Source organism: Pseudomonas sp. A1230 (assembly GCF_044218825.1).
In the GTDB taxonomy this organism is placed as follows: Bacteria; Pseudomonadota; Gammaproteobacteria; order Pseudomonadales; family Pseudomonadaceae; genus Aquipseudomonas; species Aquipseudomonas iridis.
Genome location: NZ_CP162582.1, coordinates 953,392 through 977,871, shown reverse-complemented (window position 1 = coordinate 977,871; position 24,480 = coordinate 953,392). Strand labels below are relative to the sequence as shown.

The window sequence follows — 24,480 nt, the reverse complement described above, 5'->3', positions numbered from 1 at the left end:
TTCGTTGATGGGACCTCGGTTCAGGCAATGGACTTTTAGAATTGAAATGCGACCCCATGTAGGAGCTGCCGAAGGCTCCTACAGGGGAAGTTGTCGTTTAGAAAGAATCACCAGGGACGCGCACGTAGCCTTCCATCAGGACACGGGCACTGCGGCTCATGATGGCTTTTTTCACCACCCACTCACCGTTTTCCAGGCTCGCCTCGGCACCGACCCGCAATGTGCCGGAAGGATGACCGAAACGCACGGCGTTGCGTTCCACACCACCCGCCGCCAGGTTCACCAGCGTCCCGGGAATTGCCGCCGCAGTGCCGATGGCGACCGCAGCCGTGCCCATCATCGCGTGGTGCAGCTTGCCCATCGACAATGCACGCACCAGCAAATCAACGTCACCGGCAGCAATAGCTTTACCGCTGGACGCCACGTAATCCGCAGGCTTGGCGACGAACGCGACTTTCGGTGTGTGTTGGCGCTTGGCCGCTTCATCGAGATTCGAGATCAGGCCCATGCGCAAAGCGCCATAAGCGCGGATGGTCTCGAACATCTGCAAGGCTTTCGGGTCGCTGTTGATCGCACTTTGCAGTTCGGTGCCGGTGTAGCCGATGTCTTCGGCGTTGACGAAAATCGTCGGAATACCCGCATTGATCATGGTCGCCCTGAACGTGCCAACACCCGGCACCTCCAGCTCATCGATCAGGTTGCGGGTAGGAAACATCGAGCCACCACCGCCCTCTTCTTCTGCCGCAGGATCCATGAACTCCACCTGCACTTCGGCCGCCGGAAAGGTCACGCCGTCGAGTTCAAAATCCCCGGTTTCCTGCACTTCACCGTTGGTGATCGGCACGTGGGCGATGATGGTTTTGCCGATATTCGCCTGCCAAACGCGCACCACGGCGACACCGTTGTGCGGAATGCGGCTGGCGTCGACCAGGCCATTGCTGATCGCAAACGAACCGACCGCCGCCGACAGGTTGCCGCAGTTGCCGCTCCAGTCCACGAACGGCTTGTCGATGGAGACCTGGCCGAACAGGTAGTCGACGTCGTGATCAGCCTGGCTGCTTTTCGACAGGATCACGGTTTTGCTGGTGCTTGAAGTGGCGCCGCCCATGCCGTCGATTTGCTTGTCGTACGGGTCGGGGCTGCCGATCACGCGCAGCAGCAAGGCGTCGCGTGCGGGACCTGGAACCTGCGCCGCTTCGGGCAAATCTTTCAGGCTGAAGAACACGCCTTTGCTGGTGCCGCCGCGCATGTAGGTGGCGGGAATTTTGATTTGCGCTGCGAAATGAGTTGCGTGAGCCATGGTGCTCCTTAACGAAGGCATGGGACTTGAAGTCCCATGCCCACATCCGATGATTTAAACGGCAGCCGCCGACTCTTCGAGGAAGTCCTGAGCGAAGCGCTGCAACACGCCGCCGGCCTCGTAGATCGACACTTCTTCAGCGGTATCGAGGCGGCACGTCACCGGCACGTCGACGCGCTCGCCATTCTTGCGATGAATCACCAGCGTCAGGTCAGCGCGCGGCTTGCGCTCGCCAATCACGTCGTAGGTTTCGCTGCCGTCGATGGCCAGGGTGTGACGGTCGGTGCCCGCCTTGAACTCCAGCGGCAACACGCCCATGCCCACCAGGTTGGTGCGATGGATACGCTCGAACCCTTGCGCAGCAATTGCTTCGACACCCGCCAGACGCACGCCTTTGGCCGCCCAGTCGCGGGACGAGCCTTGACCGTAATCGGCGCCGGCAATAATGATCAGCGGCTGCTTGCGCTCCATGTAGGTTTCGATGGCTTCCCACATGCGCATCACTTTGCCTTCCGGCTCGACCCGGGCCAGCGAACCCTGCTTGACCTTGCCGTTTTCCACCACCATTTCGTTGAACAGTTTCGGGTTGGCAAACGTCGCGCGCTGGGCGGTCAAGTGGTCGCCACGGTGGGTTGCGTAGGAGTTGAAGTCCTCTTCCGGAAGGCCCATTTTCGCCAGGTATTCGCCGGCGGCGCTGTCGAGCATGATCGCGTTCGACGGCGACAGGTGATCGGTGGTGATGTTGTCCGGCAGCACCGCCAGTGGGCGCATGCCCTTGAGCGGACGCGCGCCGGCCAGTGCGCCTTCCCAGTACGGCGGACGGCGAATGTAGGTGCTCATCTCGCGCCAGTCGTACAGCGGCGTGACTTTCGGGCCGGTGTCTTCATGGATGGCGAACATCGGGATGTAGACCTGACGGAACTGCTCGGGTTTGACCGAAGACTTCACCACGGCGTCGATTTCTTCGTCGCTCGGCCAGATGTCTTTGAGGCGAATTTCCTTGCCGTCGACCACGCCCAAGACATCTTTCTCAATGTCGAAACGGATGGTCCCGGCAATCGCGTAAGCAACCACCAGCGGCGGCGAAGCGAGGAAGGCCTGCTTGGCGTACGGGTGGATGCGGCCGTCGAAGTTGCGGTTGCCCGAGAGCACGGCAGTCGCATACAGATCGCGGTCGATGATTTCCTGCTGGATCACCGGATCCAGTGCGCCGGACATGCCGTTGCACGTGGTGCAGGCAAACGCCACGACGCCGAAACCGAGTTGTTCCAGTTCAGTGGTCAGCCCCGCTTCGTCGAGGTACAGCGCCACGGTTTTCGAACCCGGCGCCAGCGAGGATTTGACCCACGGTTTGCGCGTCAATCCGAGTCGGTTGGCGTTGCGCGCAATCAGGCCAGCGGCAATCACGTTGCGCGGATTGCTGGTGTTGGTGCAACTGGTGATGGCCGCGATGATCACCGCACCATCGGGCATTTGCCCCGGCACGTCATCCCACTGACCGGAGATGCCTTTGGCCGCCAGATCCGAGGTCGCAACGCGCGCGTGCGGGTTGCTCGGGCCGGCCATGTTGCGCACTACCGACGACAAGTCGAAGGTCAGACCGCGCTCGTATTGCGCGCCTTTGAGGCTGTCGGCCCACAGACCGGTGGTCTTGGCGTAATGCTCGACAAGCTGCACTTGCTGATCTTCACGACCGGTGAGCTTGAGGTAATCGATGGTCTGCTGGTCGATGTAGAACATCGCCGCGGTGGCGCCGTATTCCGGCGCCATGTTGGAGATGGTTGCGCGATCGCCGAGGGTCAGCGCGGCAGCACCTTCACCGAAGAACTCCAGCCATGCACCGACGACTTTCTGCTTGCGCAGGTACTCGGTCAGCGCCAGCACCATGTCGGTGGCGGTGATGCCCGGTTGCAGTTTGCCGGTCAGTTCGACGCCGACGCTTTCCGGCAGGCGCATCCACGAGGCGCGGCCGAGCATCACGCTCTCGGCTTCAAGGCCGCCGACGCCGATGGCGATTACGCCCAGCGCATCGACGTGCGGGGTGTGGCTGTCGGTGCCGACGCACGTGTCGGGGAACGCCACGCCGTCACGCACCTGGATCACCGGAGACATTTTCTCCAGGTTGATCTGGTGCATGATGCCGTTGCCCGGCGGGATCACATCAACATTCTTGAAGGCTTTTTTGGTCCAGTTGATGAAGTGAAAACGGTCTTCATTGCGACGATCTTCGATGGCGCGATTCTTCTCGAACGCCTGCGCATCAAAGCCCCCCGCCTCTACCGCCAGCGAGTGGTCGACAATCAGTTGCGTCGGCACCACCGGGTTCACTTGCGCCGGATCACCGCCCTGCAAGGCAATCGCGTCACGCAGACCGGCGAGGTCGACCAGTGCGGTCTGACCGAGAATGTCATGGCAGACAACGCGCGCCGGGAACCACGGGAAATCGAGGTCGCGCTTGCGCTCGATGAATTGCTTCAGGGATTCGGTCAGCGTGGCCGGGTCGCAGCGACGCACAAGGTTTTCCGCCAGCACGCGCGAGGTGTACGGCAGGGTGTCGTAAGCGCCGGGCTGGATCGCATCGACAGCCGCACGGACGTCGAAATAGTCCAGCGGTGTTCCGGGCAGGTTCTTGCGAAATTCTGTGTTCATCGGCTCAGGACTCGGGTCACGGGAGTTTCAAGGGGTGGGGCCAGACACCGATCTTGAAATTCACACTGAACCCTGTGGGAGCTGGCTCGCCAGCGATAGTGTCGGGTCAGTCGACATCGATGCTGGATGTGACTCCGTCATCGCTGGCAAGCCAGCTCCCACAGGGATTTAGGTGAACGTCGAGATCAGTGTTCAGCCCTCACCATTCAGCGACGTTCGATTGGCACGAACTTGCGCTGGTCTACGCCGACGTATTCGGCGCTTGGGCGGATGATGCGGTTGTTGGCGCGTTGTTCGAACACGTGCGCCGCCCAGCCGGTCAGGCGCGAGCAGACGAAGATCGGTGTGAACAGTTTGGTCGGGATGCCCATGAAGTGGTACGCCGAGGCATGGTAGAAGTCGGCGTTCGGAAACAGCTTCTTCTGCTCCCACATGGTCTTGTCGATGGCTTCGGAAACCGCGAACAGCACCTTGTCGCCGACTTCATCAGAGAGCTTTTTCGCCCAGCCCTTGATCACTTCGTTGCGCGGGTCGCTGTCCTTATAGATCGCGTGACCGAAACCCATGATCTTGTCTTTGCGCTCGAGCATGCCGAGGGTGCCTTTGATCGCGTCTTCGGGCGACGAAAAGCGCTCGATCATTTCCATCGCCGCTTCGTTGGCGCCGCCGTGCAGCGGGCCGCGCAACGAACCGATGGCCGCAGTGACGCAGGAATACAGATCGGACAGGGTCGAAGCGCAAACACGAGCGGTGAAGGTCGAGGCGTTGAATTCGTGTTCGGCGTAGAGAATCAGCGACACGCTCATCACTTTGACGTGCAGTTCGCTCGGCTTCTTGTCGTGCAGCAAGTGCAGGAAGTGGCCACCGATGGATTGTTCATCGGTCACGCAGTTGATGCGTTTGCCATCGTGGCTGAAGCGATACCAGTAGCACATGATCGCCGGGAACGCGGCCAGCAGACGGTCAGTCTTGTCACGCTGTTCGGAGAAGTCTTTCTCCGGTTCGATGTTGCCAAGGAACGAGCAACCGGTGCGCATCACGTCCATCGGGTGGGCGTCGGCGGGGATGCGTTCCAGCACTTCTTTCAGCGCTTGCGGCAGGTCGCGCAGCTTGCTCAGTTTGCCTTGATAAGCGTCGAGTTCGGCCTGGGTCGGCAGTTCGCCATACAGCAGCAGGTACGCCACTTCTTCAAATTGCGCATCGGCTGCCAGTTCGCGCACGTCGTAGCCGCGATAGGTCAGCCCGGCACCGGCCTGGCCTACGGTGGACAGTGCGGTTTGCCCGGCAACCTGGCCCCGGAGCCCGGCGCCACTGAGTACTTTTGCTTCGGCCATTGCTGTCTCCAATTTTTGAATTTGTTAGGGAATCTGCAATTTCGGTGTTGTTTGTAAAAGATCGCAGCCTGCGGCAGCTCCTACAAAGATCCATGTAGGAGCTGTCGAGTGAAACGAGGCTGCGATCTTTTGATCTTCATTTTTTCGCCGCAAACAACGCATCGAGCTTCTGCTCGAACGTGTGGTAATCGATGCGATCGTAAAGCTCCATGCGAGTCTGCATGGTGTCGATGACATTCTGCTGCGTGCCGTCGCGGCGGATCGCGGTGTAGACATTTTCCGCAGCCTTGTTCATCGCGCGGAACGCCGACAGCGGGTAAAGCACCAGCGATACATCGGCGCCGGCCAGTTGTTCTGTGGTGTACAGCGGCGTCGCGCCGAACTCGGTAATGTTGGCCAGAATCGGTGCTTTCACGCGGCTGGCGAACAGCTTGTACATTTCAAGCTCTGTGATGGCTTCCGGGAAGATCATGTCGGCGCCAGCCTCGATGCACGCCGCGGCGCGATCCAGAGCAGACTCCAGACCTTCAACGGCCAGCGCATCGGTACGCGCCATGATCACGAAGCTGTCGTCGGTACGGGCATCGACGGCAGCCTTGATGCGGTCGACCATTTCCTGCTGGCTGACGATCTCTTTATTCGGACGATGGCCGCAACGCTTGGCGCCGACCTGGTCTTCGATATGAATCGCCGCCGCGCCGAACTTGATCATCGATTTGACGGTGCGCGCCACGTTGAAGGCCGAAGAACCGAAACCGGTGTCGACATCCACCAGCAGCGGCAAATCGCAGACGTCGGTGATGCGCCGTACGTCGGTGAGCACGTCATCCAGACCGGTGATGCCCAGATCCGGCACGCCGAGGGACCCTGCGGCCACCCCGCCACCGGACAGGTAGATCGCCTTGAAACCGGCACGTTTGGCCAGCAGCGCGTGGTTGGCGTTGATCGCACCGACCACCTGCAAAGGGTGCTCGCTGGCGACCGCATCGCGGAAACGCTGGCCTGGAGTGTTCGGGTTGGAACTCATGACTCACCTCGTTCAGTGGCTGTCTTATTGTGGGCGCCGTCCTGGTAATGACGGGCGATGTTGCGTTTCGAGGCGCCGATGTGACGGCGCATCAACAATTCCGCGAGTTCGCCGTCACGGTCGGCGATGGCATCGAGAATCCTGTGGTGTTCGGCGAAGGCCTGGCGCGGGCGGTTCGGCGTGGTCGAAAACTGGATGCGGTACATGCGCACCAGTTGATAGAGCTCACCGCAGAGCATCTGCGTCAGCGTGCGGTTGCCGCTGCCCTGGATGATGCGGTAGTGGAAGTCGAAATCGCCTTCCTGCTGGTAGTAGCCGACCCCGGCCTGAAACGCCGCATCGCGCTCGTGGGTTTCCAGCACCCGACGCAGCTCATCGATTTCTTCGACGCTCATGCGTTCAGCCGCCAGACGGCACGCCATGCCTTCGAGGGATTCACGGATTTCGTAGAGTTCCAGCAATTCGGCATGGCTCAGCGATACCACTCGCGCGCCGACGTGCGGCACACGCACCAGCAGGCGCTGACCTTCAAGACGGTGGATCGCCTCACGCAGCGGCCCACGGCTGATGCCATAGGTGCGTGCCAGCTCAGGCTCGGAGATCTTGCTACCCGGAGCAATCTCGCCTCTGACGATAGCCGCCTGAATGCGTCGAAATACGTTTTCCGAGAGCGTCTCGGAATCGTCGCCGCTGATGACCGGGGGATCGAGTTGATCCAGCATGATTGTCGACACCTTTAAATCCAATGCGGCAAAAACTAGCCAATCCGGCCGCATCAGTCAAAGGAAAAATAGACATTGTCGACAATCGTCTAATAACACCCCTCAAGAGGCCCAAGGGTTATAGGCCCTCTCGGGCGCTGGCGCCATAAAACCACCGTGCTAGAATGCCGCCCGCATTTGCTGGCCATTTGTACGGCTTGTCATAAAAAGCTGAAAGGCACACGAAGGGACCTGCGCAAGTTTTGCCAGGCACCTGAACCGAAAACGGAACGCTGCGCACCAGGATTTATGAGACTCAAGCCTTTTCCCACATTCTTCGCCCTGTTTTGCCTGCCCGGCCTTGCCGCCGCGGGGGAAAAAACTGTGTACGGCCTCAACGAATACGCTTCGCTTGACGGCATCAATCTGGAAGTCGCGGCCAAACTCGACACCGGCGCAAAAACCGCCTCGCTGAGTGCTCGCGACATAAAACGCTTCAAACGCAATGGTGAATCCTGGGTACGTTTCTACCTGGCGATCGACGCCGCGCATTCGCATCCTATCGAGCGCCCGCTGGCCCGAGTCAGCAAGATCAAGCGCCGGGCTGGCGACTACGATCCGGAAGAAGGCAAAAAGTACACCGCACGCCCGGTGATCGAGCTGGATATCTGCATGGGTTCGGCAATGCGCAGCATCGAAGTGAACCTGACCGACCGAAGTGCGTTCCAATATCCGCTTTTGATCGGTTCCGAAGCGCTGAAACGTTTCGACGCACTGGTCGATCCCAGTCTTAAATACGCTGCAGGCAAACCCGCTTGCACCATCGCCGCTCATACCGCCGAGTAATTTCCATGCGTTCTCTAACCTTCCACCTGAAAATCCTGATCACCATTCTGGTGCTCCTGGGCGTTTCGGTTACGGCCTATCAGATTTTCGTACTCGGCATCCCGGTGACCGAAGACGCCACCGACGACTTGTGGAACATCGACGCCAAAGTCGAGTTCGTCGCCAGCACCAAAGACCCGGTGAAGATCCAGATGTTCGTGCCGCCGCTGAGCCGCGATTACGTCAGCCTCAACGAGAGCTTCATCTCCAATAACTACGGCGTGTCGGTGAACCGCGTCGATGGCAACCGCAAAGTGACCTGGTCGGCACGACGCGCCAAGGGCAATCAGACCCTTTATTACCGTCTGGTGCTGACCAAGCGCTACACCGCAGAAAAAACCAAGACCAAAGGCCCGACCTTCCGCGACAGCATGGTCATCGAAGGTCCGGAAAAAATCGCCGCCGAATCGCTGCTCGCACCGATTCGCCAGCACTCGGCCGACGTTGAAACCTTCATCGGCGAAGCGATCAAGCGCGTCAATAACGTCAACGACGACAACGTGAAACTGCTCCTGGCTGGCGATCCATCGACGCCGCACAAAGCCAAAATCGTCGAGCTGCTGCTGTCCATCGCCCACGTCCCGGTGGAAAAAGTCCACACCATCCGCCTCGTCGCCGATCAGCCGCAAACGCCTGAACTGTGGCTGCGCAGCTTCAACGGCACCGACTGGCTGTACTTCAATCCGGAAACCGGCGAACAGGGCCTGCCGACCGACCGCCTGCTGTGGTGGACCGGCGATGAAAACCTGATCACCGTCGACGGCGGCAAGAAAGCCAACGTGACCTTCAGCCTGAACAACAGCGAGATGAACGCGATTCGTCTGGCCAAGCTGACCGACGAAAACACTGACGCCAACTTCCTCGAATACTCGCTCTACGGCCTGCCGCTGCAAACCCAGCAGACGTTCATGATCATGGTAATGATCCCGATCGGCGTGCTGGTAATCCTGATCCTGCGCAACCTGATCGGCTTGCAGACCCTCGGCACGTTTACCCCGGTGCTGATCGCCCTCGCCTTCCGTGAAACGCAATTGGGCTTCGGCATCCTGCTGTTTACCGTGATTACCGCGCTGGGCCTGTCGTTACGCTCGTATCTGGAACACCTGAAGCTGCAAATGCTGCCGCGACTGTCGGTGGTGCTGACGTTTGTCGTGGTGTTGATCGCGGCGATCAGCCTGTTCAGCCATAAACTGGGTCTGGAGCGGGGTCTGTCGGTGGCGCTGTTCCCGATGGTGATTCTGACCATGACCATCGAACGCCTGTCGATCACCTGGGAAGAACGCGGTGCCAGCCATGCGATGAAAGTCGCGATCGGCACCTTGTTCGCAGCGTCCCTGGCGCACCTGATCATGACCGTGCCCGAGCTGATCTACTTCGTGTTCACCTTCCCGGCGATCCTGCTGATTCTGGTGGGCTTCATGCTGGCGATGGGTCGTTATCGCGGTTACCGCCTGACCGAACTGGTGCGTTTCAAGGCGTTCCTGAAGAAGGCTGACAGCTGATGTTCGGTTTCTGGAAGACCTGGAAGGCCCTGGAAGCCCGGGGCATCATGGGCATCAATCGGCGTAACGCCGATTACGTGCTCAAGTACAACAAGCGCAGTCTGTACCCGATCGTCGATGACAAGATCATCACCAAGGAACGCGCAATCAAGGCCGGCATTCACGTACCGGAGTTGTATGGCGTGATTTCCACCGAGAAGGAAATCGACAAGCTCGGCGAGATCATCGGCGGACATAGCGACTTCGTGATCAAACCGGCCCAAGGCGCCGGCGGTGACGGCATCATCGTGGTGGCCGACCGCTTCGAGGGTCGTTATCGCACGGTCTCGGGCAAGATCATTGCCCACGAAGAGCTTGAGCATCACATCTCGAGCATCCTCACTGGCCTGTACTCACTGGGCGGCCACCGTGATCGCGCGCTGATCGAATACCGCGTGACCCCGGACCAGATCTTCAAAAGCATCAGTTATGAAGGGGTGCCGGACATCCGCATCATTGTGTTGATGGGGTATCCGGTAATGGCGATGTTGCGCCTGCCGACCCGTCAATCCGGCGGCAAGGCCAACCTGCATCAGGGCGCCATTGGCGTCGGCGTTGATCTGGCCACAGGCCTGACCCTGCGCGGCACCTGGCTGAACAACATCATCACCAAACACCCGGACACCACCAACGCAGTGGATGGCGTGCAACTGCCCTACTGGGACGGTTTCATGAAACTCGCTGCCGGTTGTTATGAGCTGTGTGGTCTGGGTTACATCGGCGTGGACATGGTGCTGGATCAGGAAAAGGGCCCGCTGATTCTTGAGCTGAATGCGCGGCCGGGGCTGAATATCCAGATCGCCAATGATTGCGGTCTGACGTTGCGTACCCATGCGGTGGAAGCGCGACTGGAAGAGCTCAAGGCACGTGGCGTGACTGAATCGGTTGAAGAGCGGGTGGCGTTTACTCAGGAAATGTTCGGGCATATTCCTGCGGTAGAGGGCTGAGCCGCTTAAGAGCCCCTCTCCCAGAGGGAGAAGGGACTCACCGAGGTGGATGTTCGAGTGACAGCGACCTGAAACACCGAGTCGAACTCAGGCCTTGAAAAGTTTGAAGATCTACTCCCTTTCCCCCTCGCCCCCTTGGGGGGGGTGAGGGGGTAGGCTTTTGACTTTGAACTGGCCGCCGAGAGGACTACAATCCCCACCCCGCTTCAACGGCCGATCTGCCCCGCCCATGTTGACCTGTTCCGTTCACCCGCTGCCCTACCGCGCCAATCCCGCCGACTACTTTGCGGCAATCCGCAACGCCCCCGGCGCTGTGCTGCTCGACAGCGGTCGGCCGAGTGCCGAGCGTGGCCGGTATGACTTGCTCAGCGCCTGGCCGCTGGAACAACTGGCCGTAATGCCGGATGAAAGCGGCAGCCTTTTCCTGCAACGTCTGCGCGATAACCTGAACCGTTTGGGTGAGGCTGATTTGCCAGTGGGCCTCGAGTTACCGTTCGCGGGCGGTCTGATCGGTTACCTGAGCTACGACTTCGGTCGACATCTGGAACACCTGCCAAGTCAGGCGCGGGATGATCTGCAATTGCCCGACGCACGATTTGGCCTGTACGCCTGGGCGCTGATCAGCGATCACCAGACCGCCACCAGCCAACTGGTTTTCCACCCATCCATCGTCGACAGCGAAAAGCAGCGCCTGATTGCGTTGTTCACTCAACTGCCTGCTGACTCGCTGGCCCCGTTCAAACTGAACAATCCGATGAGCGCCGACCTTTCGGCTGACGATTACCGCCAGGCCTTCGAACGCATCCAGCATTACATTCAGGCCGGTGACTGCTATCAGGTCAACTTCGCCCAGCGCTTCCGCGCTACCTGCCAGGGCGATCCATGGCTGGCCTATTGCGCCCTGCGCGAAGCCTGCCCGACGCCGTTTTCCGGATTCCAGAGCTTGCCGGACGGTGGCGCGGTGTTAAGCCTGTCGCCGGAACGCTTCGTCAAAGTCAGCCAGGGTCAGGTGGAAACCCGTCCGATCAAAGGCACCCGCCCGCGCGGCCTGACGCCGGCCGAAGACGCCGCCAATGCCGCAGAACTGCTGGCTAGCCCCAAGGATCGCGCGGAAAACCTGATGATCGTCGATCTGCTGCGCAACGATCTGGGACGCACCTGTCGCATCGGTTCGGTGCGGGTGCCGGAGTTGTTCAGTCTGGAGAGCTATCCCAACGTCCATCATCTGGTCAGCAGCGTGACCGGTGAACTGGCGCAGGATCGCGACGCGTTAGACCTGATCGCCGGCAGCTTCCCCGGCGGCTCGATCACCGGCGCGCCGAAGATTCGCGCGATGCAGATCATCGACGAACTGGAGCCGACGCGGCGCGGCTTGTATTGCGGCTCGTTGCTGTATCTGGACGTGCGCGGCGAGATGGACAGTTCCATCGCGATTCGCAGTCTGTTGGTCAAGGATGGGCAGGTGTGTTGCTGGGGGGGCGGCGGGATTGTTGCCGATTCGCACTGGCAAGCTGAATATCAGGAGTCGATTACCAAAGTGAAAATCCTCCTTCAAACCCTGCAAAATCTCTAAAGGCTTCGCGAGCAGGCTCGCTCCCACAATGGAATGCATTGCACATGTGGGAGCGAGCCTGCTCGCGAAAGCGTCCTTCCAGACGACTACAAACTCAGGTCGCGATTCGAGGCCTTGAGGAATTCCTGTTTCAGTTCAGCAAACGTGTGCACCGCCGGAAACTGCGGAAACTCGCGGATCACATTGTCCGGCGCATGGAACAGAATCCCCGCATCCGCCTCGCCCAGCATCGTCGTGTCGTTGTACGAATCACCCGCCGCAATCACCCGGTAATACAGGCTCTTGAAGGCCAGCACCGACTGACGTTTGGGATCCTTCTGACGCAACTGATAGCTGGTCACCCGACCGGTTTCATCTGTGATCAGGCGATGGCAAAGCAACGTCGGGAATCCCAACTGGCGCATCAAAGGCTGGGAGAATTCGTAGAAGGTGTCCGACAGAATCACCACCTGGAAGCGCTCGCGCAGCCAGTTGACGAATTCCACCGCGCCGTCCAGCGGCTTCAGCGTGGCGATCACTTCCTGAATGTCCGAGAGCTTCAGGCCGTGTTCATCGAGGATGCGCAGACGCTGCTTCATCAACACGTCGTAATCGGGAATGTCCCGGGTGGTGGCCTTGAGGGATTCGATCCCGGTTTTTTCGGCGAAAGCGATCCAGATTTCCGGTACCAACACCCCTTCAAGATCCAGGCAAGCAATTTCCACAAGACACTCCCGTTTGTATTGATTATTGAGTCGAGCGACGCCGAACTCTAGCGGCTCCACCACAGCCGTGCAACGCACAGCACGCGCCAACCGGCGCAGCTTTTTGTTACCATCGCCGCCATATAGAGCGCCCAGCGCCACCGACCTGTAGGAAGCCGCCCTGATGAGCCCAACGTTCGATATCGTGGAACTCGCCACGACCTATGCCAACAAATCCGCTCAGGACATCCTGAAACTCGCGTTCGCCGAGTTTGGCGATGAGTTGTGGATATCTTTCAGCGGCGCCGAGGATGTGGTGCTGGTGGACATGGCCTGGAAGCTGAACAAGAACGTCAAAGTGTTCAGCCTCGACACCGGCCGCCTGCACCCGGAAACCTATCGCTTCATCGAGCAAGTGCGCGAGCACTACAAGATCGACATCGAAATCGTCTCGCCGGATTACACGAAACTGGAACCGTTCGTGAAGGAAAAAGGCCTGTTCAGTTTCTACAAGGACGGCCATGGCGAATGCTGCGGCATCCGCAAGATCGAGCCACTGCGACGCAAACTCTCCAACGTCAAAGCCTGGGCCACCGGCCAGCGCCGCGACCAGAGTCCGGGCACGCGCAGTGCCGTTGCGGTAATGGAAATCGACAGCGCATTCTCGACACCGGAACGCACCCTGTACAAATTCAACCCGCTGGCACAGATGAGCAGTGAAGAGATTTGGGGCTACATCCGCATGCTTGAGCTGCCGTACAACAGCCTGCATGAACGCGGTTTTATCAGCATCGGTTGCGAACCTTGCACCCGCCCTGTCTTGCCGAACCAGCACGAGCGCGAAGGCCGCTGGTGGTGGGAAGAAGCAACCCAGAAGGAATGCGGGTTGCACGCGGGAAATATCATCAGCAAGGCTTGATTCTGCAGGCTAGCTCCCAAACAAGTCTGCGTCGCCCCAATAAAAACGTGTACACACGAATGTCACCATCGGTGCCATTTATGTGTGCACTTTTTTGTTTCTGCGCCCTGAAAAGTTACACGCCCTCCACCCCCTCCTTCTCTCTGGCGTCCGCCAAAATTCCTCAAAAAAAATAAATACCTGTTCGACCGGTCAATTTTTAATCAAATATTTTCAATAACTTAAGAATTTCCCATAACTTTTCGAAATGAGCGGTTCGTTTCATAGATGAGTAACTGGCACAAATCTGGCTTTAGTGCATGCATGTTTTGTATACAAAAACTCAAAACATAAACACACTTTCGATCCGCAAGCCTGAAGCGCCCTATCCCGTACAGGCTGCAGATGCCCCTAACCTGTGATGGTTTCACTGCCGCGACGAAGATTTGTCGAGCCTGACGGCTTATGCACAGTCATCGCGGCCTTGAACATCAGGAGCCTGCCGGAATGCGTACAAGTCTCTCGAATAACATCGCGCTGAATCTGCCCGCCTCTGCACTCGATCACCCCTCCCCCCACGACGGACTGGTCGAACCGCTGCAACTGAGCCCCCGCTTGCACAACAGCGACCTGGCACCGACCAAGGCCGAGGGTCGACGCTGGGGCAAGTACAGCATCTTCGCCCTGTGGACCAACGACGTGCACAACATCGCCAACTACTCGTTCGCCATTGGCTTGTATGCCTTGGGCCTGGGTGGCTGGCAGATTCTGTTGTCGCTGGGGATCGGCGCAGCGCTGGTGTATTTCTTCATGAACCTGTCCGGTTACATGGGGCAGAAAACCGGTGTGCCGTTTCCAGTCATCAGCCGGATCAGTTTCGGTATCCACGGAGCGCAAATTCCTGCGTTGATCCGGGCTGTTATCGCCATCGCCTGGTTCGGTATTCAGACGTATCTGGCGTCGGTGGTGTTTCGCGTTTTGCTCACGGCGGTTCATCCCGGATTCGCCGAGTACGACCACAACTCGATCCTCGGGCTGTCGACGTTGGGTTGGGTGTGTTTCGTGGTGATCTGGCTCGTGCAACTGGCGATTCTCGCCTACGGCATGGAAATGGTGCGCCGCTATGAAGCGTTTGCCGGACCGGTGATTCTGGTGACCGTCGCGGCCCTCGCCGCCTGGATGTACACGCAGGCCAACGCGACCATTGCCTGGTCGACTCGCGACCCGCTCACCGGTGGCGAGATGTGGCGCAACATCTTTGCCGGCGGCGCGTTGTGGCTGGCGATCTACGGCACGCTGATCCTCAATTTCTGCGACTTCGCCCGCTCCTCGCCGTGCCGGAAGACCATCAAGGTAGGAAATTTCTGGGGTTTGCCGGTAAACATTCTGGTATTCGCCGCGATTACCGTCCTGCTGTGTGGCGCGCAGTTTCAGATCAACGGCCGGATCATCGAAAGCCCGACCGAAATCATCGCCTCGATTCCCAATACTTTCTTTCTGGTTCTCGGTTGCCTGGCCTTCCTGATCGTCACGGTGGCGGTGAACATCATGGCCAACTTCGTCGCCCCGGCGTTCGTGCTCAGTAACCTGGCGCCGAAGTACCTGACCTTCCGCCGCGCCGGGCTGATCAGCGCGGCCATCGCCGTGTTGATCCTGCCGTGGAATCTCTACAACAGTCCGTTGGTGATCGTGTATTTCCTCTCCGGTCTCGGTGCTCTGCTCGGGCCGTTGTACGGCGTGATCATGGTCGACTACTGGCTGATCCGCAAAGGCCGGATCAATGTCCCGCAGCTCTACAGCGAGGATCCCAACGGCGCTTATTACTACAGCCACGGCGTCAATTTCCGTGCAGTGGCGGCGTTTATTCCTGCCGCGCTGATTGCCATCGTCCTGGCGCTGGTGCCGGGTTTCCACAGTGTCTCGCCGTTCTCTTGGCTGATTGGTGCCGGGATCGTCGGAATGCTCTATCTGATCATCGCCAAACGCCAGCCGGACTACGCCGACGTCAGCGGCGAATGCATCGCTGTCGACAACGTCTGCCATTAATTCCCTCGCGGCCCGGACTTCGGGCCGCAAACTGCCCGCTATAAGGACTCCCCATGCGCATTCTCGTGGTCAACGTCAACACCACCGAATCCATCACCGATGCCATCGCCCGCTCGGCGCAGGCTGTCGCGTCACCCGGTACGGAAATCGTCGGCCTGACGCCCTACTTCGGCGCCGACTCGATTGAAGGCAACTTCGAAAGCTATCTGGCGGCCATCGCCGTGATGGACCGGGTGATGGCCTACGACCAACCGTTCGACGCGGTGATTCAGGCCGGTTATGGCGAACACGGTCGCGAAGGTTTGCAGGAATTGCTCAACGTGCCGGTGGTGGACATCACCGATGCGGCGGCCAGCACCGCGATGTTTCTCGGCCATGCCTATTCGGTGGTGACCACGCTGGATCGCACCGTGCCGTTGATCGAGGATCGACTGAAACTGTCCGGGCTGTGGGATCGCTGCGCATCGGTGCGGGCCAGTGGCCTGGCCGTTCTGGAGCTGGAACACGAACCGCAACGGGCGCTGGAAGCCATCGTCCATCAGGCTGAACTGGCGGTGACGCAGGACAAGGCCGAGGTAATCTGCCTGGGTTGCGGTGGTATGGCCGGGCTTGATGAGCAGATTCGCCGGCGCACGGGCGTGCCAGTGGTGGATGGGGTCACGGCGGCGGTGACGATTGCGGAATCGCTGGTGCGGTTGCGGTTGTCGACGTCCAAGGTGCGGACGTATGCAACGCCGCGGCCGAAAACGATTATTGGCTGGCCGGGGCGGTTTGCACGCTGAGAACCGAGTCGACTTATTCGCGAGCAGGCTCGCTCACACAGGATCAGTGTTGGTTGCAAATATGTGGTCCGATACAAAATCTGTGGGAGCGAGCCTGCTCGCGAAGGGGGCAACCCGGCCCCAGGCCTTGCTCAAAAAGCACTGAACCGCCGAGCCAGGCCCTGCTCTACAAACTGCTCAATCACAAAATCGACAAACGCCCGAGTCTTGCCCGGCAACAATTTATGCTCGGCGTAGTAGATGGAAATGTTGCCGTCATCGACGAACCACTCCGGCAACACCCGCTGCAACGTGCCCGCCTCCAGATACCCCACCGCGAACGGCATGCTCACCAGTGCAATCCCCAGGCCTTGCGCAGCCGTGGCGCAGGCAGCCTCCGAATCGCTCATGGTCATTCGCGTCTTGAGGGTCAAGGCTCGACAGAGCTGACTGCCACTACTGATCAATTGCCAAGAGCGCACTCGACCGGTTTGTGGCGACCGAATCAGAATGCCATCGTGATATTGCAGGTCGTCCGGCTCGACGATCGCTTCGTGCTTTTGCAGATAGTCAGCAGACGCCACCAACACTCGATGCGCGGGTGCCAATTTGCGTGCGACGACGCCTTGGGGCAATTCAAATCCTCCGCCAATCGCTGCATCGAACCCCTGCCCGATTAGATCGACCTGACGGTTATCAAAATGCCAGTCAGGGTTGATCGCCGGAAACCGACGTAAAAACGCTTCCAGCAACGGCACGACGTACAACCGCCCGAACACGGTGCCCATACTGACTTTCAACGTTCCCGCTGGCAGACCTTCGACACTGGCCAGATTAGCCACCGCGTTCTGGATCGTGGTCAGACTGGCACTGACCTGACTCAAAAACAGCTGGCCCGCCTCGGTCAGCGCCAAGCTGCGGGTGCTGCGCTGGAACAACCGCACGCCCAGCCTCGTCTCAAGTTTCGCGACACTTTTACCGACCGCCGCCGGGGTCAGACTCAAGCGCCTTGCCGCTTCGGCGAAGCTGCCGACTTCGGCGCTGCGCACAAAGCATTCAATACTGCTGAAAGTTTCCATGATCGCCACTATAAACTTCTGGTTTACACAGACTATAGCAATCATGGGCTACACGGTTGTGGATCAGAGGTCGATACTCGGTTCCAACAACAAGGCAGTCCCGCCTTGAATAGTCTGGAGATCGAACATGACCACTCAACACCTCGGCGGCAAAGTCGCTCTGATTCAAGGCGGTTCCCGCGGTATCGGTGCCGCTATCGTCAAACGCCTGGCCGCTGAAGGCGCTGCAGTAGCGTTCACTTACGTGAGCTCCACCGCCAAAGCCGAAGAGCTGCAGAACAGCATCACCGCCAACGGTGGCAAAGCCCTGGCGATCAAAGCCGACAGCGCTGACGCCGCCGCTATCCGCCATGCCGTCAGCGCCACGGTCGAAGCCTTTGGACGTCTGGACATTCTGGTCAACAACGCTGGCGTACTGGCCGTCGCGCCGCTGGAAGACTTCACCCTGGAAGATTTCGACCAGACCCTGGCCATCAACGTGCGCAGCGTATTCATCGCCTCGCAGGAAGCGGCCAAGCACATGGGCGAAGGCGCACGCATCATCAACATCGGCAGCACCAACGCCGATCGCATGCCCTTCGCCGGTGGCGGTGTGTATGCGATGAGCAAATCGGCACTGGTCGGCCTGACCAAAGGCCTGGCACGCGACCTGGGCCCGCGTGGCATCACCATCAACAACGTGCAGCCCGGCCCGGTCGACACCGACATGAACCCGGCGCACGGTGACTTCGCTGATAGCCTGATCCCCCTGATGGCAGTGGGTCGCTACGGTAAAGCCGAAGAAATCGCCAGCTTCGTCGCCTACCTGGCGGGACCGGAAGCCGGCTACATCACCGGTGCCAGCCTGACCATCGACGGTGGTTTCGGCGCCTGATATTTCTCAGTCGACTGTACGAAAAACGCCGCCCCTCCTTTAACAGAGGGGCGGCGTTTTTTGGTTGATCGTGTTATCGCTCGATCAGGTCCATTCCAGTGCCGGCAGGCCACAGGCGCTCGGGACAAACCCTTTCAACGACCGGAGAATCGCGTCGGCGTGTGCGTATTTTTCATCGGCCATGGCCGCGTCGGGAATGGCGATGGCCGTCATGCCCGCCGCTTTCGCTGCGGTCACCCCAAATGGGGAATCCTCGAACACCAGACAATCTTCAGGCGCGACACCCAGACGCCGCGCCGCGGTCAGGAAAATATCCGGCGCGGGCTTGGCTGCGCCGACTTCAGGATCGTCCGCCGTGACAATGAAATCGAACAGCGCAAACCACTCGCGGTGCAACGTGGTCTTCTGACCGAACGACTGTCGTGACGAACTGGTGCCCACGGCGATTGGAATATTGTGGGCCTTGAGGTGACGAATCAGCTCTTCGGCGCCCGGCATCGCCTGCGCGGTGGGGAAACGCTCGCGCATCAACGGTTCGCGAATCACCAGAAACTCTTCGGCTGTGATCGGCAGATCCAGCGCTTGCACCACATAGTTCGCCAGATCGTTGGCACCGCGGCCAATGATGTTCTGCTTGACGCTCCAGTCGAAGGTGCGCCCGTAACGCTCGGCAATCATCGAGGTGACCTCGGTGTAAATGCCTTCGGTGTCCAGCAGCAAACCATCCATATCGAAAATCACGGCCTTGATCGGGCCGAACGCCTTCAGCGGTGCATTCATCATCGGATCCGTTATCAAAGACATCCCAGGCGGCGGGTAGCGCCGCTGCTCGGATCTGATTAATGGGTTCAGCAGCATAACGAGCACAGCCGACATTGAGCAACGGGCAATATTTGTTGAGGCGATGAACTACTCGCAGGCAAATAGCGAAACGCCCTACAGATATTGCCTACCTTCCTGACTTCTTTCCTTTTTGATCCCCCGCAAAGTCCGCGCACCTTTTTCACATGCGCGAGTGACTGCGAATGCTTCCACCCGATCGGCTTCTGCCCCTGAACAACAGCATCGGCCTGCTGGTGGTTGCCGCCCTTAATCCCGAGCACCCGGACTTCGAAACACTGATCCGGGAGTTCCGCCTGTGCCTGAACAATTACGAAGCCTGGGCCGAACAGTTCTGGATGGGCTCGGCGCTGGATATCGAGCAGGTGTTCAAAGTCGGCAACGACGTCAACCTCAGCGCGCCCGTCAACAGCCGTAAACCCATCAGTTCTTCAGTGTTCATGTGTCCGGCCAGCGGCCCCTTGACCCTGGTGCACATGTTCGAAGCCGCTCGTTTTGTACCGATCGGCAACACCCCGCTGACACTCGAGCCGGTGATTGCCGAAGTCGACGGCGTTATGACCTTCGGCGAACCGCAACATTATGAAATCGGCCCGAGCGGCATTCTGGAGTTGAGTGATTGCGACCGGGGCCAGCGTTATCGCATCACCTTCTTTCCTGATGTTTCCACCCGGCATGTCCGGGCGCTGTATGCCTCTTATGAAAGTGTCATCAGCGGCCTGGAAGACTGGTTACGCGATGAATGGGCAGGGTTTCAGCCGCTTTGGACGGAGTTTTCCAGCGCCGGATTTCTCGAGCGTTTCGGTCAACTGCAACAGGCCGATTGGCGCGGGTTCGAAAATGCCTTGCACGGCGTCTGGGATGACATCAAACAACTATTCGCCCTGCTCGCCGACTTGCAGGCCAACAGCGAAAAGCTTCTGGATTATCTGAGCGACATTGAGCTGGACGCTTTGCTGCAGGCTTCCCACGAGGCGATTGCCAACGGCCTGTTGATGCTCAGCGACGAGCCGCTTTTGTTCATTCATCTGGCGGCGTTCACCGGTTGGCTGAAGATGCTGCCGCCGCAATACCTGGCGGAAGTGGTCGCAGAAATCCGTGTCGAGTTGTTGATCAGTTTCCTGTTGATGCGCGTCTCTGGCGGCATGGGCGTGCAGCTGCGGTTGAGCAGCAAAGTGCTGGCGAAAATCAAATCGCCGCGCGCGCGGGAATGGCTGGCAGCTTCTGCTTTGCGCCTGGCTGAACTGAATTCCTCGCCTGATTTGACTCGCCATGCCGGCGCTTTGAAACCGCTGGTGCTCAATGTGCGTGATGTTGAGCTGAAACCGACGCCGTCGATTCCGGTGAACATTCGGCAGGCCGATTCCGTGATTTTGACGGTACCGAATCCGGCCCCACTCGCACGGGACAAGTCGCATGGCATGAGCCGGATGCAGCGTCATGAGACTCACGATGACGCGTCCGATCAGGCAAAAAACCCCAACGGCAACAGCGCCGATTGCGTACCGCAGACCTGTACCAACGGCTGCCCGGTGTCGATGGTTACCGGCGAGGAACTGCTGACCCTGAGCGATGGTGTGCTCGATGGGCTGCTGCCATTCGAGTTCACAAGGCTGTATCGCACCAGTGCCGCCGAAATCGATGTCGGGCTGGGGTTTGGCTGGAGTCATTCGCTGGCGCATCGGCTGGAGTTCGATCGCGACGGTGTTGTTTGGGTTGATCATGAAAACCGGCGTACGCGGTTTCCGTTGCCGAGTGTTGAGCGCCCGGCAATTCATAACAGCCTGTCGCGGGCGGCGATTTTTCTCGGGGATGAACCGGAAGAACTGATCCTCGCGCTGGCGGGGGATGCGGCACGGTTTTATCACTTTCGGGCCGGGCGTCTGACGGCGGTTAGTGATGCGTATGGCAATCGTCTGCGCATTGTTCGGGATCGGCAGGATCGGGTTCAGCGTCTGGACAACGGCGCGGGTCGGTCGCTGTTGTTGCGTTATGACCGCCAGCACTTGGTGGCCGTCGACTATCAGTCGTTTCAGCAGGATGAATGGGCGACTGAGCAAACCCTCGTCAGCTACCGCTACGACGCCTATCAGCGTCTGGTCGAGGCGCGTAACGCGGTTGACGACGGCGAGCGTTACGACTACGACGATCAGCACGTCATCCTCCAGCGGCAGCTCACGGGCGGCGCGAGCTTTTTCTGGGAGTGGGAGCGGTCAGGGAAATCGGCACGTTGCGTCAGACACTGGGCGTCGTTCTCGCAGATGGACACGCGCTACGTCTGGCATGACGACGGCAGTGTCGTCGTGCATTACGTCGATGGCACCGAAGAAACCTACGTCCACGATGACCGCGCACGGCTGGTGCGCAAGGTTGAGGCCGATGGCGGCGAACACCTCAAGGCCTACGACGGTTCGGGCCGCTTGGTGGCCGAGCAGGATCCCTTAGGCGCCGTCACAGAATACCGCTACGACGATGTTGGGCGGCTGATCGCGCTGCTTCCGCCAGACGATGTGCCAACGTCCTACGAGTACCGCAACGGTTTCCTGCACAGCCGTTCCCGTGGCGACGCGGTATGGACCTACCGGCGCAATGCTCAGGGCGATGTCACTGAGGCGGTCGATCCTGATGGTCAGGTCACGCATTACCACTACGACGCTCGCGGGCAGCTGCTGTCGATCCGTTACCCGGACACCAGTCGGCACGTGTTTGTCTGGAACACCCTTGGTCAGCTAGTTGAAGAAACCCTGCCCGATGGCGGTGTGCGACGCTTTTCCTACGATGCACTGGGGCGCAGGACTACCACAGCTGATGAACACGGTGCGGTCACGCGTCAGCATTGGGACGCCATTGGCCGACTGATCCAGACGACTTCTCCTACGGGCGCCACTCGCGCCTACAGTTATGGCGCTTACCACCAGGTCACCGCCGAGCGCGACGAACTCGGGCGCATCACCCGTTTCGAGTATGACGACGACCTGCACCTGGTCTCGCGTCGGATCAACCCCGACGGCACGCGGGTGCAGTACCGCTACGACCATGCGCAACTGCTGCTCACTGAAATCGAGAACGAGTCTGGCGAAAAGTATCGACTGGACTACACGCCGACCGGACTGATCCGACAGGAAACCGGCTTTGACGGGCGGCGTACGGCCTACGCCTATGACCTCAAGGGTCATCTGCTGGAAAAGACCGAATTCGGCGATGACGGCTCGGTGTTGGTCACGCACTACGAGCGCGATGCGGCCGGGCGCTTGCTGATCAAGACCTTGCCTGACGAGGTCAAGGTTATCTATCAGTACGACCGCCTCGGTCGGCTGACTGGCGTCGACGACGGCCAGAAACATCCGTTGGCCTTCGAATACGACCTGCAGGACCGGCTGATCACCGAGCATCAGGGCTGGGGCACGCTGCGTTATACCTACGACGCCTGCGGCCAGCTCAAACGCATGCGCCTGCCGGACAACAGCAAGCTCGATTATCAGTACGCCAAGGGCGGCGCACTGACCGCCATCCACCTCAACGGCGCGCCGCTGACGCAACACGTCTATCAGTCGGGCCGCGAACAACAACGTCAGCAAGGCCTGCTGCTCAGCGAATATGCCTACGACGATCAGGGCAGGCTGCTCGCCCACGCCGTAGGCCATCAGCACGATTCGCTGTACCGCCGCGATTATGCCTACAGCGCCAACGGCAATCTGGAGCACATCGCCGACACCCGTCACGGCCAACGCACCTATGGCTACGACGCTCTCGACCGTCTGATCCGGGTGCGCCACTCACGCGACGAACTGCCGGAATCCTTCGCCCACGATCCGGCCGGCAACCTGCTCATGCAGGAGCGCCCCGGCCCGACACACATCAAGGGCAACCGCCTGCTGATGCAGGGCGATCGCCACTACGACTACGACGCCTTCGGCAACCTGATCCGCGAACGCCGCGGCACCGCGCAGAAACTGGTCACCGAATATCGCTACGACTGCCAGCACCGCCTCATCGGCCTGACCCGTCCCGACGGCAAAACCGCGACCTACCAGTACGACGCCTTCGGCCGGCGGATCAGCAAAACCGTCGACGGCGAAAAAACCGAGTTCTTCTGGCAAGGCGACCACCTCGTCGCCGAAAGCAGCAAAACCCAGCACCGCAGCTACGTCTACGAACCCGGCACCTTCCGCCCGCTGGCACTGCTCGACGGCAAAGGCCCAAAAAAGGCCTGCCCGTTCTACTACCAACTAGACCACCTCGGCACCCCACAAGAACTCACCGACTACAGCGGCGAAATCGTCTGGTCGGCGCAATACGACGCCTACGGCAAAGTAGCCGCAATCACCCTGGCCGGCGAGGAATACCTGGATCAACCGCTGCGCTTTCAGGGGCAGTACTTCGACTCGGAAAGCGGCCTGCATTACAACCGGCATCGGTATTACGACCCAAGGCTTGGACGGTATCTGACGCCGGACCCGATCAAGTTGGCGGGTGGGTTGAATCAGTACCAGTACGTGCCGAGTCCGACGGGGTGGGTTGATCCGTTGGGGTTGAGTTCCAACTGTCCTCCGCCGGGTAAGCCGGGTTGTAAGGTGCCGGGTGCGACAAGTGATTCGGTTGTAGAAGAAGGTAACCCAGAGCTCCCAAAGCCGAAATCTCGCCCTCAAGACTTCGGAAGTGAAGAAAAACTTGTTGGTCATTATGAAAAGCATGGTGCAGAGTTCAAGGCCGTGAGCAAAGAACAATATCTAAATATCGCCAGAGAGGTAGTGAGTCAGGGCACACGTATCGAATATGAATACAAGGGGGAAACCCGATCAGGCTATCTACAACTTATGGGAAACAATCGGAAGGGAGAGGCAAAATTCGCTTTTGTAGGTACAAACCAAAACAATGAAATTACAACGCTTCATGCAAAAAGTGGAAAAGAGTTCTGGCGAACGATAAATGGCGACGGAAAAGACAAAACAGTGAGTCCCGCGGATGACTAAAAAATACCTTGCGCATGTTATTGAAATCGACCCGTACGTCGAAGACCTGATCGTACTTCGCGTGAACGATGTGACATTCAGAGGTTTTGCAAGCTACTGCCCTTTTGTCATTGACGTAGGAAAAACTTATGAAGTCGAGTTGGAAATGGTTTTACCCGAAGAGTTAGCCATCTCAAAGATAGAGAATGAAGAAGAACGCATCGAAATGCTCGGCAATGGTTTTTCGTGTGAAATTCATGGCCGCTTAGAAGGAGATATCTTTAAGTCATTTGTCGAGTTTTCGGATCAGGGGCTTCATTACGATTATCCACACCTCAACGAACAGTTCGTGAAAATAACAGCGGAAAGAATTGACGTGTCGTTCTGATG

18 protein-coding genes are annotated in these 24,480 nt (G+C 59.1%); 10 read left to right on the top strand and 8 right to left on the bottom strand.

Annotation, left to right across the window (positions count from 1 at the left end; genetic code table 11):
* Positions 1 to 97: 97 nt before the first annotated feature.
* The 5 genes from prpF to AB4P97_RS04595 form a co-directional block, all read right to left on the bottom strand.
* Entirely contained in the window at positions 98 to 1,300 is a 1,203-nt protein-coding gene (gene prpF, locus AB4P97_RS04615; protein ID WP_395602108.1) for a 2-methylaconitate cis-trans isomerase PrpF, read from the bottom strand.
* Positions 1,301 to 1,354: 54 nt separating this feature from the next.
* On the bottom strand, positions 1,355 to 3,949 hold the full coding sequence (gene acnD / locus AB4P97_RS04610) for a Fe/S-dependent 2-methylisocitrate dehydratase AcnD (protein WP_042558490.1): 2,595 nt from the start codon (positions 3,947 to 3,949) through the stop codon (positions 1,355 to 1,357).
* Positions 3,950 to 4,155: 206 nt separating this feature from the next.
* Positions 4,156 to 5,283 (bottom strand): 2-methylcitrate synthase, encoded by a 1,128-nt coding sequence (prpC, locus tag AB4P97_RS04605; RefSeq protein WP_395602107.1) that lies wholly within the window; start codon positions 5,281 to 5,283, stop codon positions 4,156 to 4,158.
* 136 nt (positions 5,284 to 5,419) lie between these two features.
* Positions 5,420 to 6,310, bottom strand: a complete 891-nt coding sequence (prpB, locus tag AB4P97_RS04600) for a methylisocitrate lyase (RefSeq protein ID WP_042558488.1) — start codon at positions 6,308 to 6,310, stop codon at positions 5,420 to 5,422.
* Complete coding sequence (locus tag AB4P97_RS04595; protein WP_181818557.1) at positions 6,307 to 7,029, bottom strand: GntR family transcriptional regulator; 723 nt, start codon at positions 7,027 to 7,029, stop codon at positions 6,307 to 6,309. The genes prpB and AB4P97_RS04595 overlap by 4 nt, the downstream gene beginning before the upstream one ends.
* Before the next feature lie 291 nt (positions 7,030 to 7,320).
* Between AB4P97_RS04595 and AB4P97_RS04590 the strand changes: the two genes are divergently transcribed.
* The 4 genes from AB4P97_RS04590 to pabB all read left to right on the top strand — a co-directional run bounded on the left by AB4P97_RS04590 (position 7,321) and on the right by pabB (position 11,957).
* On the top strand, positions 7,321 to 7,857 hold the full coding sequence (locus AB4P97_RS04590) for an ATP-dependent zinc protease (RefSeq protein ID WP_016983749.1): 537 nt from the start codon (positions 7,321 to 7,323) through the stop codon (positions 7,855 to 7,857).
* Positions 7,858 to 7,862: 5 nt separating this feature from the next.
* Positions 7,863 to 9,398, top strand: coding sequence for an inactive transglutaminase family protein (locus AB4P97_RS04585; RefSeq protein WP_042558486.1), 1,536 nt, complete (start codon positions 7,863 to 7,865; stop codon positions 9,396 to 9,398).
* Complete coding sequence (locus AB4P97_RS04580; RefSeq protein WP_042558485.1) at positions 9,398 to 10,384, top strand: alpha-L-glutamate ligase-like protein; 987 nt, start codon at positions 9,398 to 9,400, stop codon at positions 10,382 to 10,384. The genes AB4P97_RS04585 and AB4P97_RS04580 overlap by 1 nt, the downstream gene beginning before the upstream one ends.
* A gap of 229 nt (positions 10,385 to 10,613) precedes the next feature.
* Positions 10,614 to 11,957, top strand: coding sequence for an aminodeoxychorismate synthase component I (pabB, locus tag AB4P97_RS04575; RefSeq protein WP_200610588.1), 1,344 nt, complete (start codon positions 10,614 to 10,616; stop codon positions 11,955 to 11,957).
* Positions 11,958 to 12,043: 86 nt separating this feature from the next.
* Here pabB and thrH read toward each other — a convergent pair whose 3' ends face one another.
* Positions 12,044 to 12,661, bottom strand: a complete 618-nt coding sequence (gene thrH / locus AB4P97_RS04570) for a bifunctional phosphoserine phosphatase/homoserine phosphotransferase ThrH (protein ID WP_042558482.1) — start codon at positions 12,659 to 12,661, stop codon at positions 12,044 to 12,046.
* A gap of 163 nt (positions 12,662 to 12,824) precedes the next feature.
* Between thrH and AB4P97_RS04565 the strand changes: the two genes are divergently transcribed.
* The 3 genes from AB4P97_RS04565 (at position 12,825) to AB4P97_RS04555 (ending at position 16,366) form a co-directional block, all read left to right on the top strand.
* Complete coding sequence (locus tag AB4P97_RS04565) at positions 12,825 to 13,559, top strand: phosphoadenylyl-sulfate reductase (RefSeq protein WP_395602106.1); 735 nt, start codon at positions 12,825 to 12,827, stop codon at positions 13,557 to 13,559.
* Positions 13,560 to 14,045: 486 nt separating this feature from the next.
* A complete protein-coding gene (locus AB4P97_RS04560) occupies positions 14,046 to 15,584 on the top strand; it encodes an NCS1 family nucleobase:cation symporter-1 (RefSeq protein WP_395602105.1) in 1,539 nt (512 codons plus the stop codon).
* Between the two features lie 53 nt (positions 15,585 to 15,637).
* Positions 15,638 to 16,366, top strand: coding sequence for an aspartate/glutamate racemase family protein (locus AB4P97_RS04555; RefSeq protein ID WP_042558479.1), 729 nt, complete (start codon positions 15,638 to 15,640; stop codon positions 16,364 to 16,366).
* Between the two features lie 131 nt (positions 16,367 to 16,497).
* Here AB4P97_RS04555 and AB4P97_RS04550 read toward each other — a convergent pair whose 3' ends face one another.
* Positions 16,498 to 17,424: a LysR family transcriptional regulator gene (locus tag AB4P97_RS04550; RefSeq protein ID WP_042562009.1), complete on the bottom strand. Its 927-nt coding sequence runs from the start codon at positions 17,422 to 17,424 to the stop codon at positions 16,498 to 16,500.
* Between the two features lie 127 nt (positions 17,425 to 17,551).
* Here AB4P97_RS04550 and AB4P97_RS04545 point away from each other — a divergent pair, with 127 nt between their 5' ends.
* Positions 17,552 to 18,298 carry a 3-oxoacyl-ACP reductase family protein gene (locus AB4P97_RS04545; RefSeq protein WP_042558478.1) on the top strand — a complete coding sequence of 249 codons (747 nt, stop codon included), beginning with the start codon at positions 17,552 to 17,554 and terminating at the stop codon, positions 18,296 to 18,298.
* Positions 18,299 to 18,382: 84 nt separating this feature from the next.
* Here AB4P97_RS04545 and AB4P97_RS04540 read toward each other — a convergent pair whose 3' ends face one another.
* Entirely contained in the window at positions 18,383 to 19,078 is a 696-nt protein-coding gene (locus AB4P97_RS04540; protein ID WP_395602104.1) for an HAD-IA family hydrolase, read from the bottom strand.
* A 245-nt stretch (positions 19,079 to 19,323) separates the two neighbouring features.
* Here AB4P97_RS04540 and AB4P97_RS04535 point away from each other — a divergent pair, with 245 nt between their 5' ends.
* Both AB4P97_RS04535 and AB4P97_RS04530 read left to right on the top strand, forming a co-directional pair.
* Positions 19,324 to 24,111, top strand: coding sequence for an RHS repeat-associated core domain-containing protein (locus tag AB4P97_RS04535; protein ID WP_395602103.1), 4,788 nt, complete (start codon positions 19,324 to 19,326; stop codon positions 24,109 to 24,111).
* Positions 24,104 to 24,478 carry a hypothetical protein gene (locus AB4P97_RS04530; protein WP_042558475.1) on the top strand — a complete coding sequence of 125 codons (375 nt, stop codon included), beginning with the start codon at positions 24,104 to 24,106 and terminating at the stop codon, positions 24,476 to 24,478. Before AB4P97_RS04535 ends, AB4P97_RS04530 begins: the two co-directional genes overlap by 8 nt.
* Positions 24,479 to 24,480: the final 2 nt, after the last annotated feature.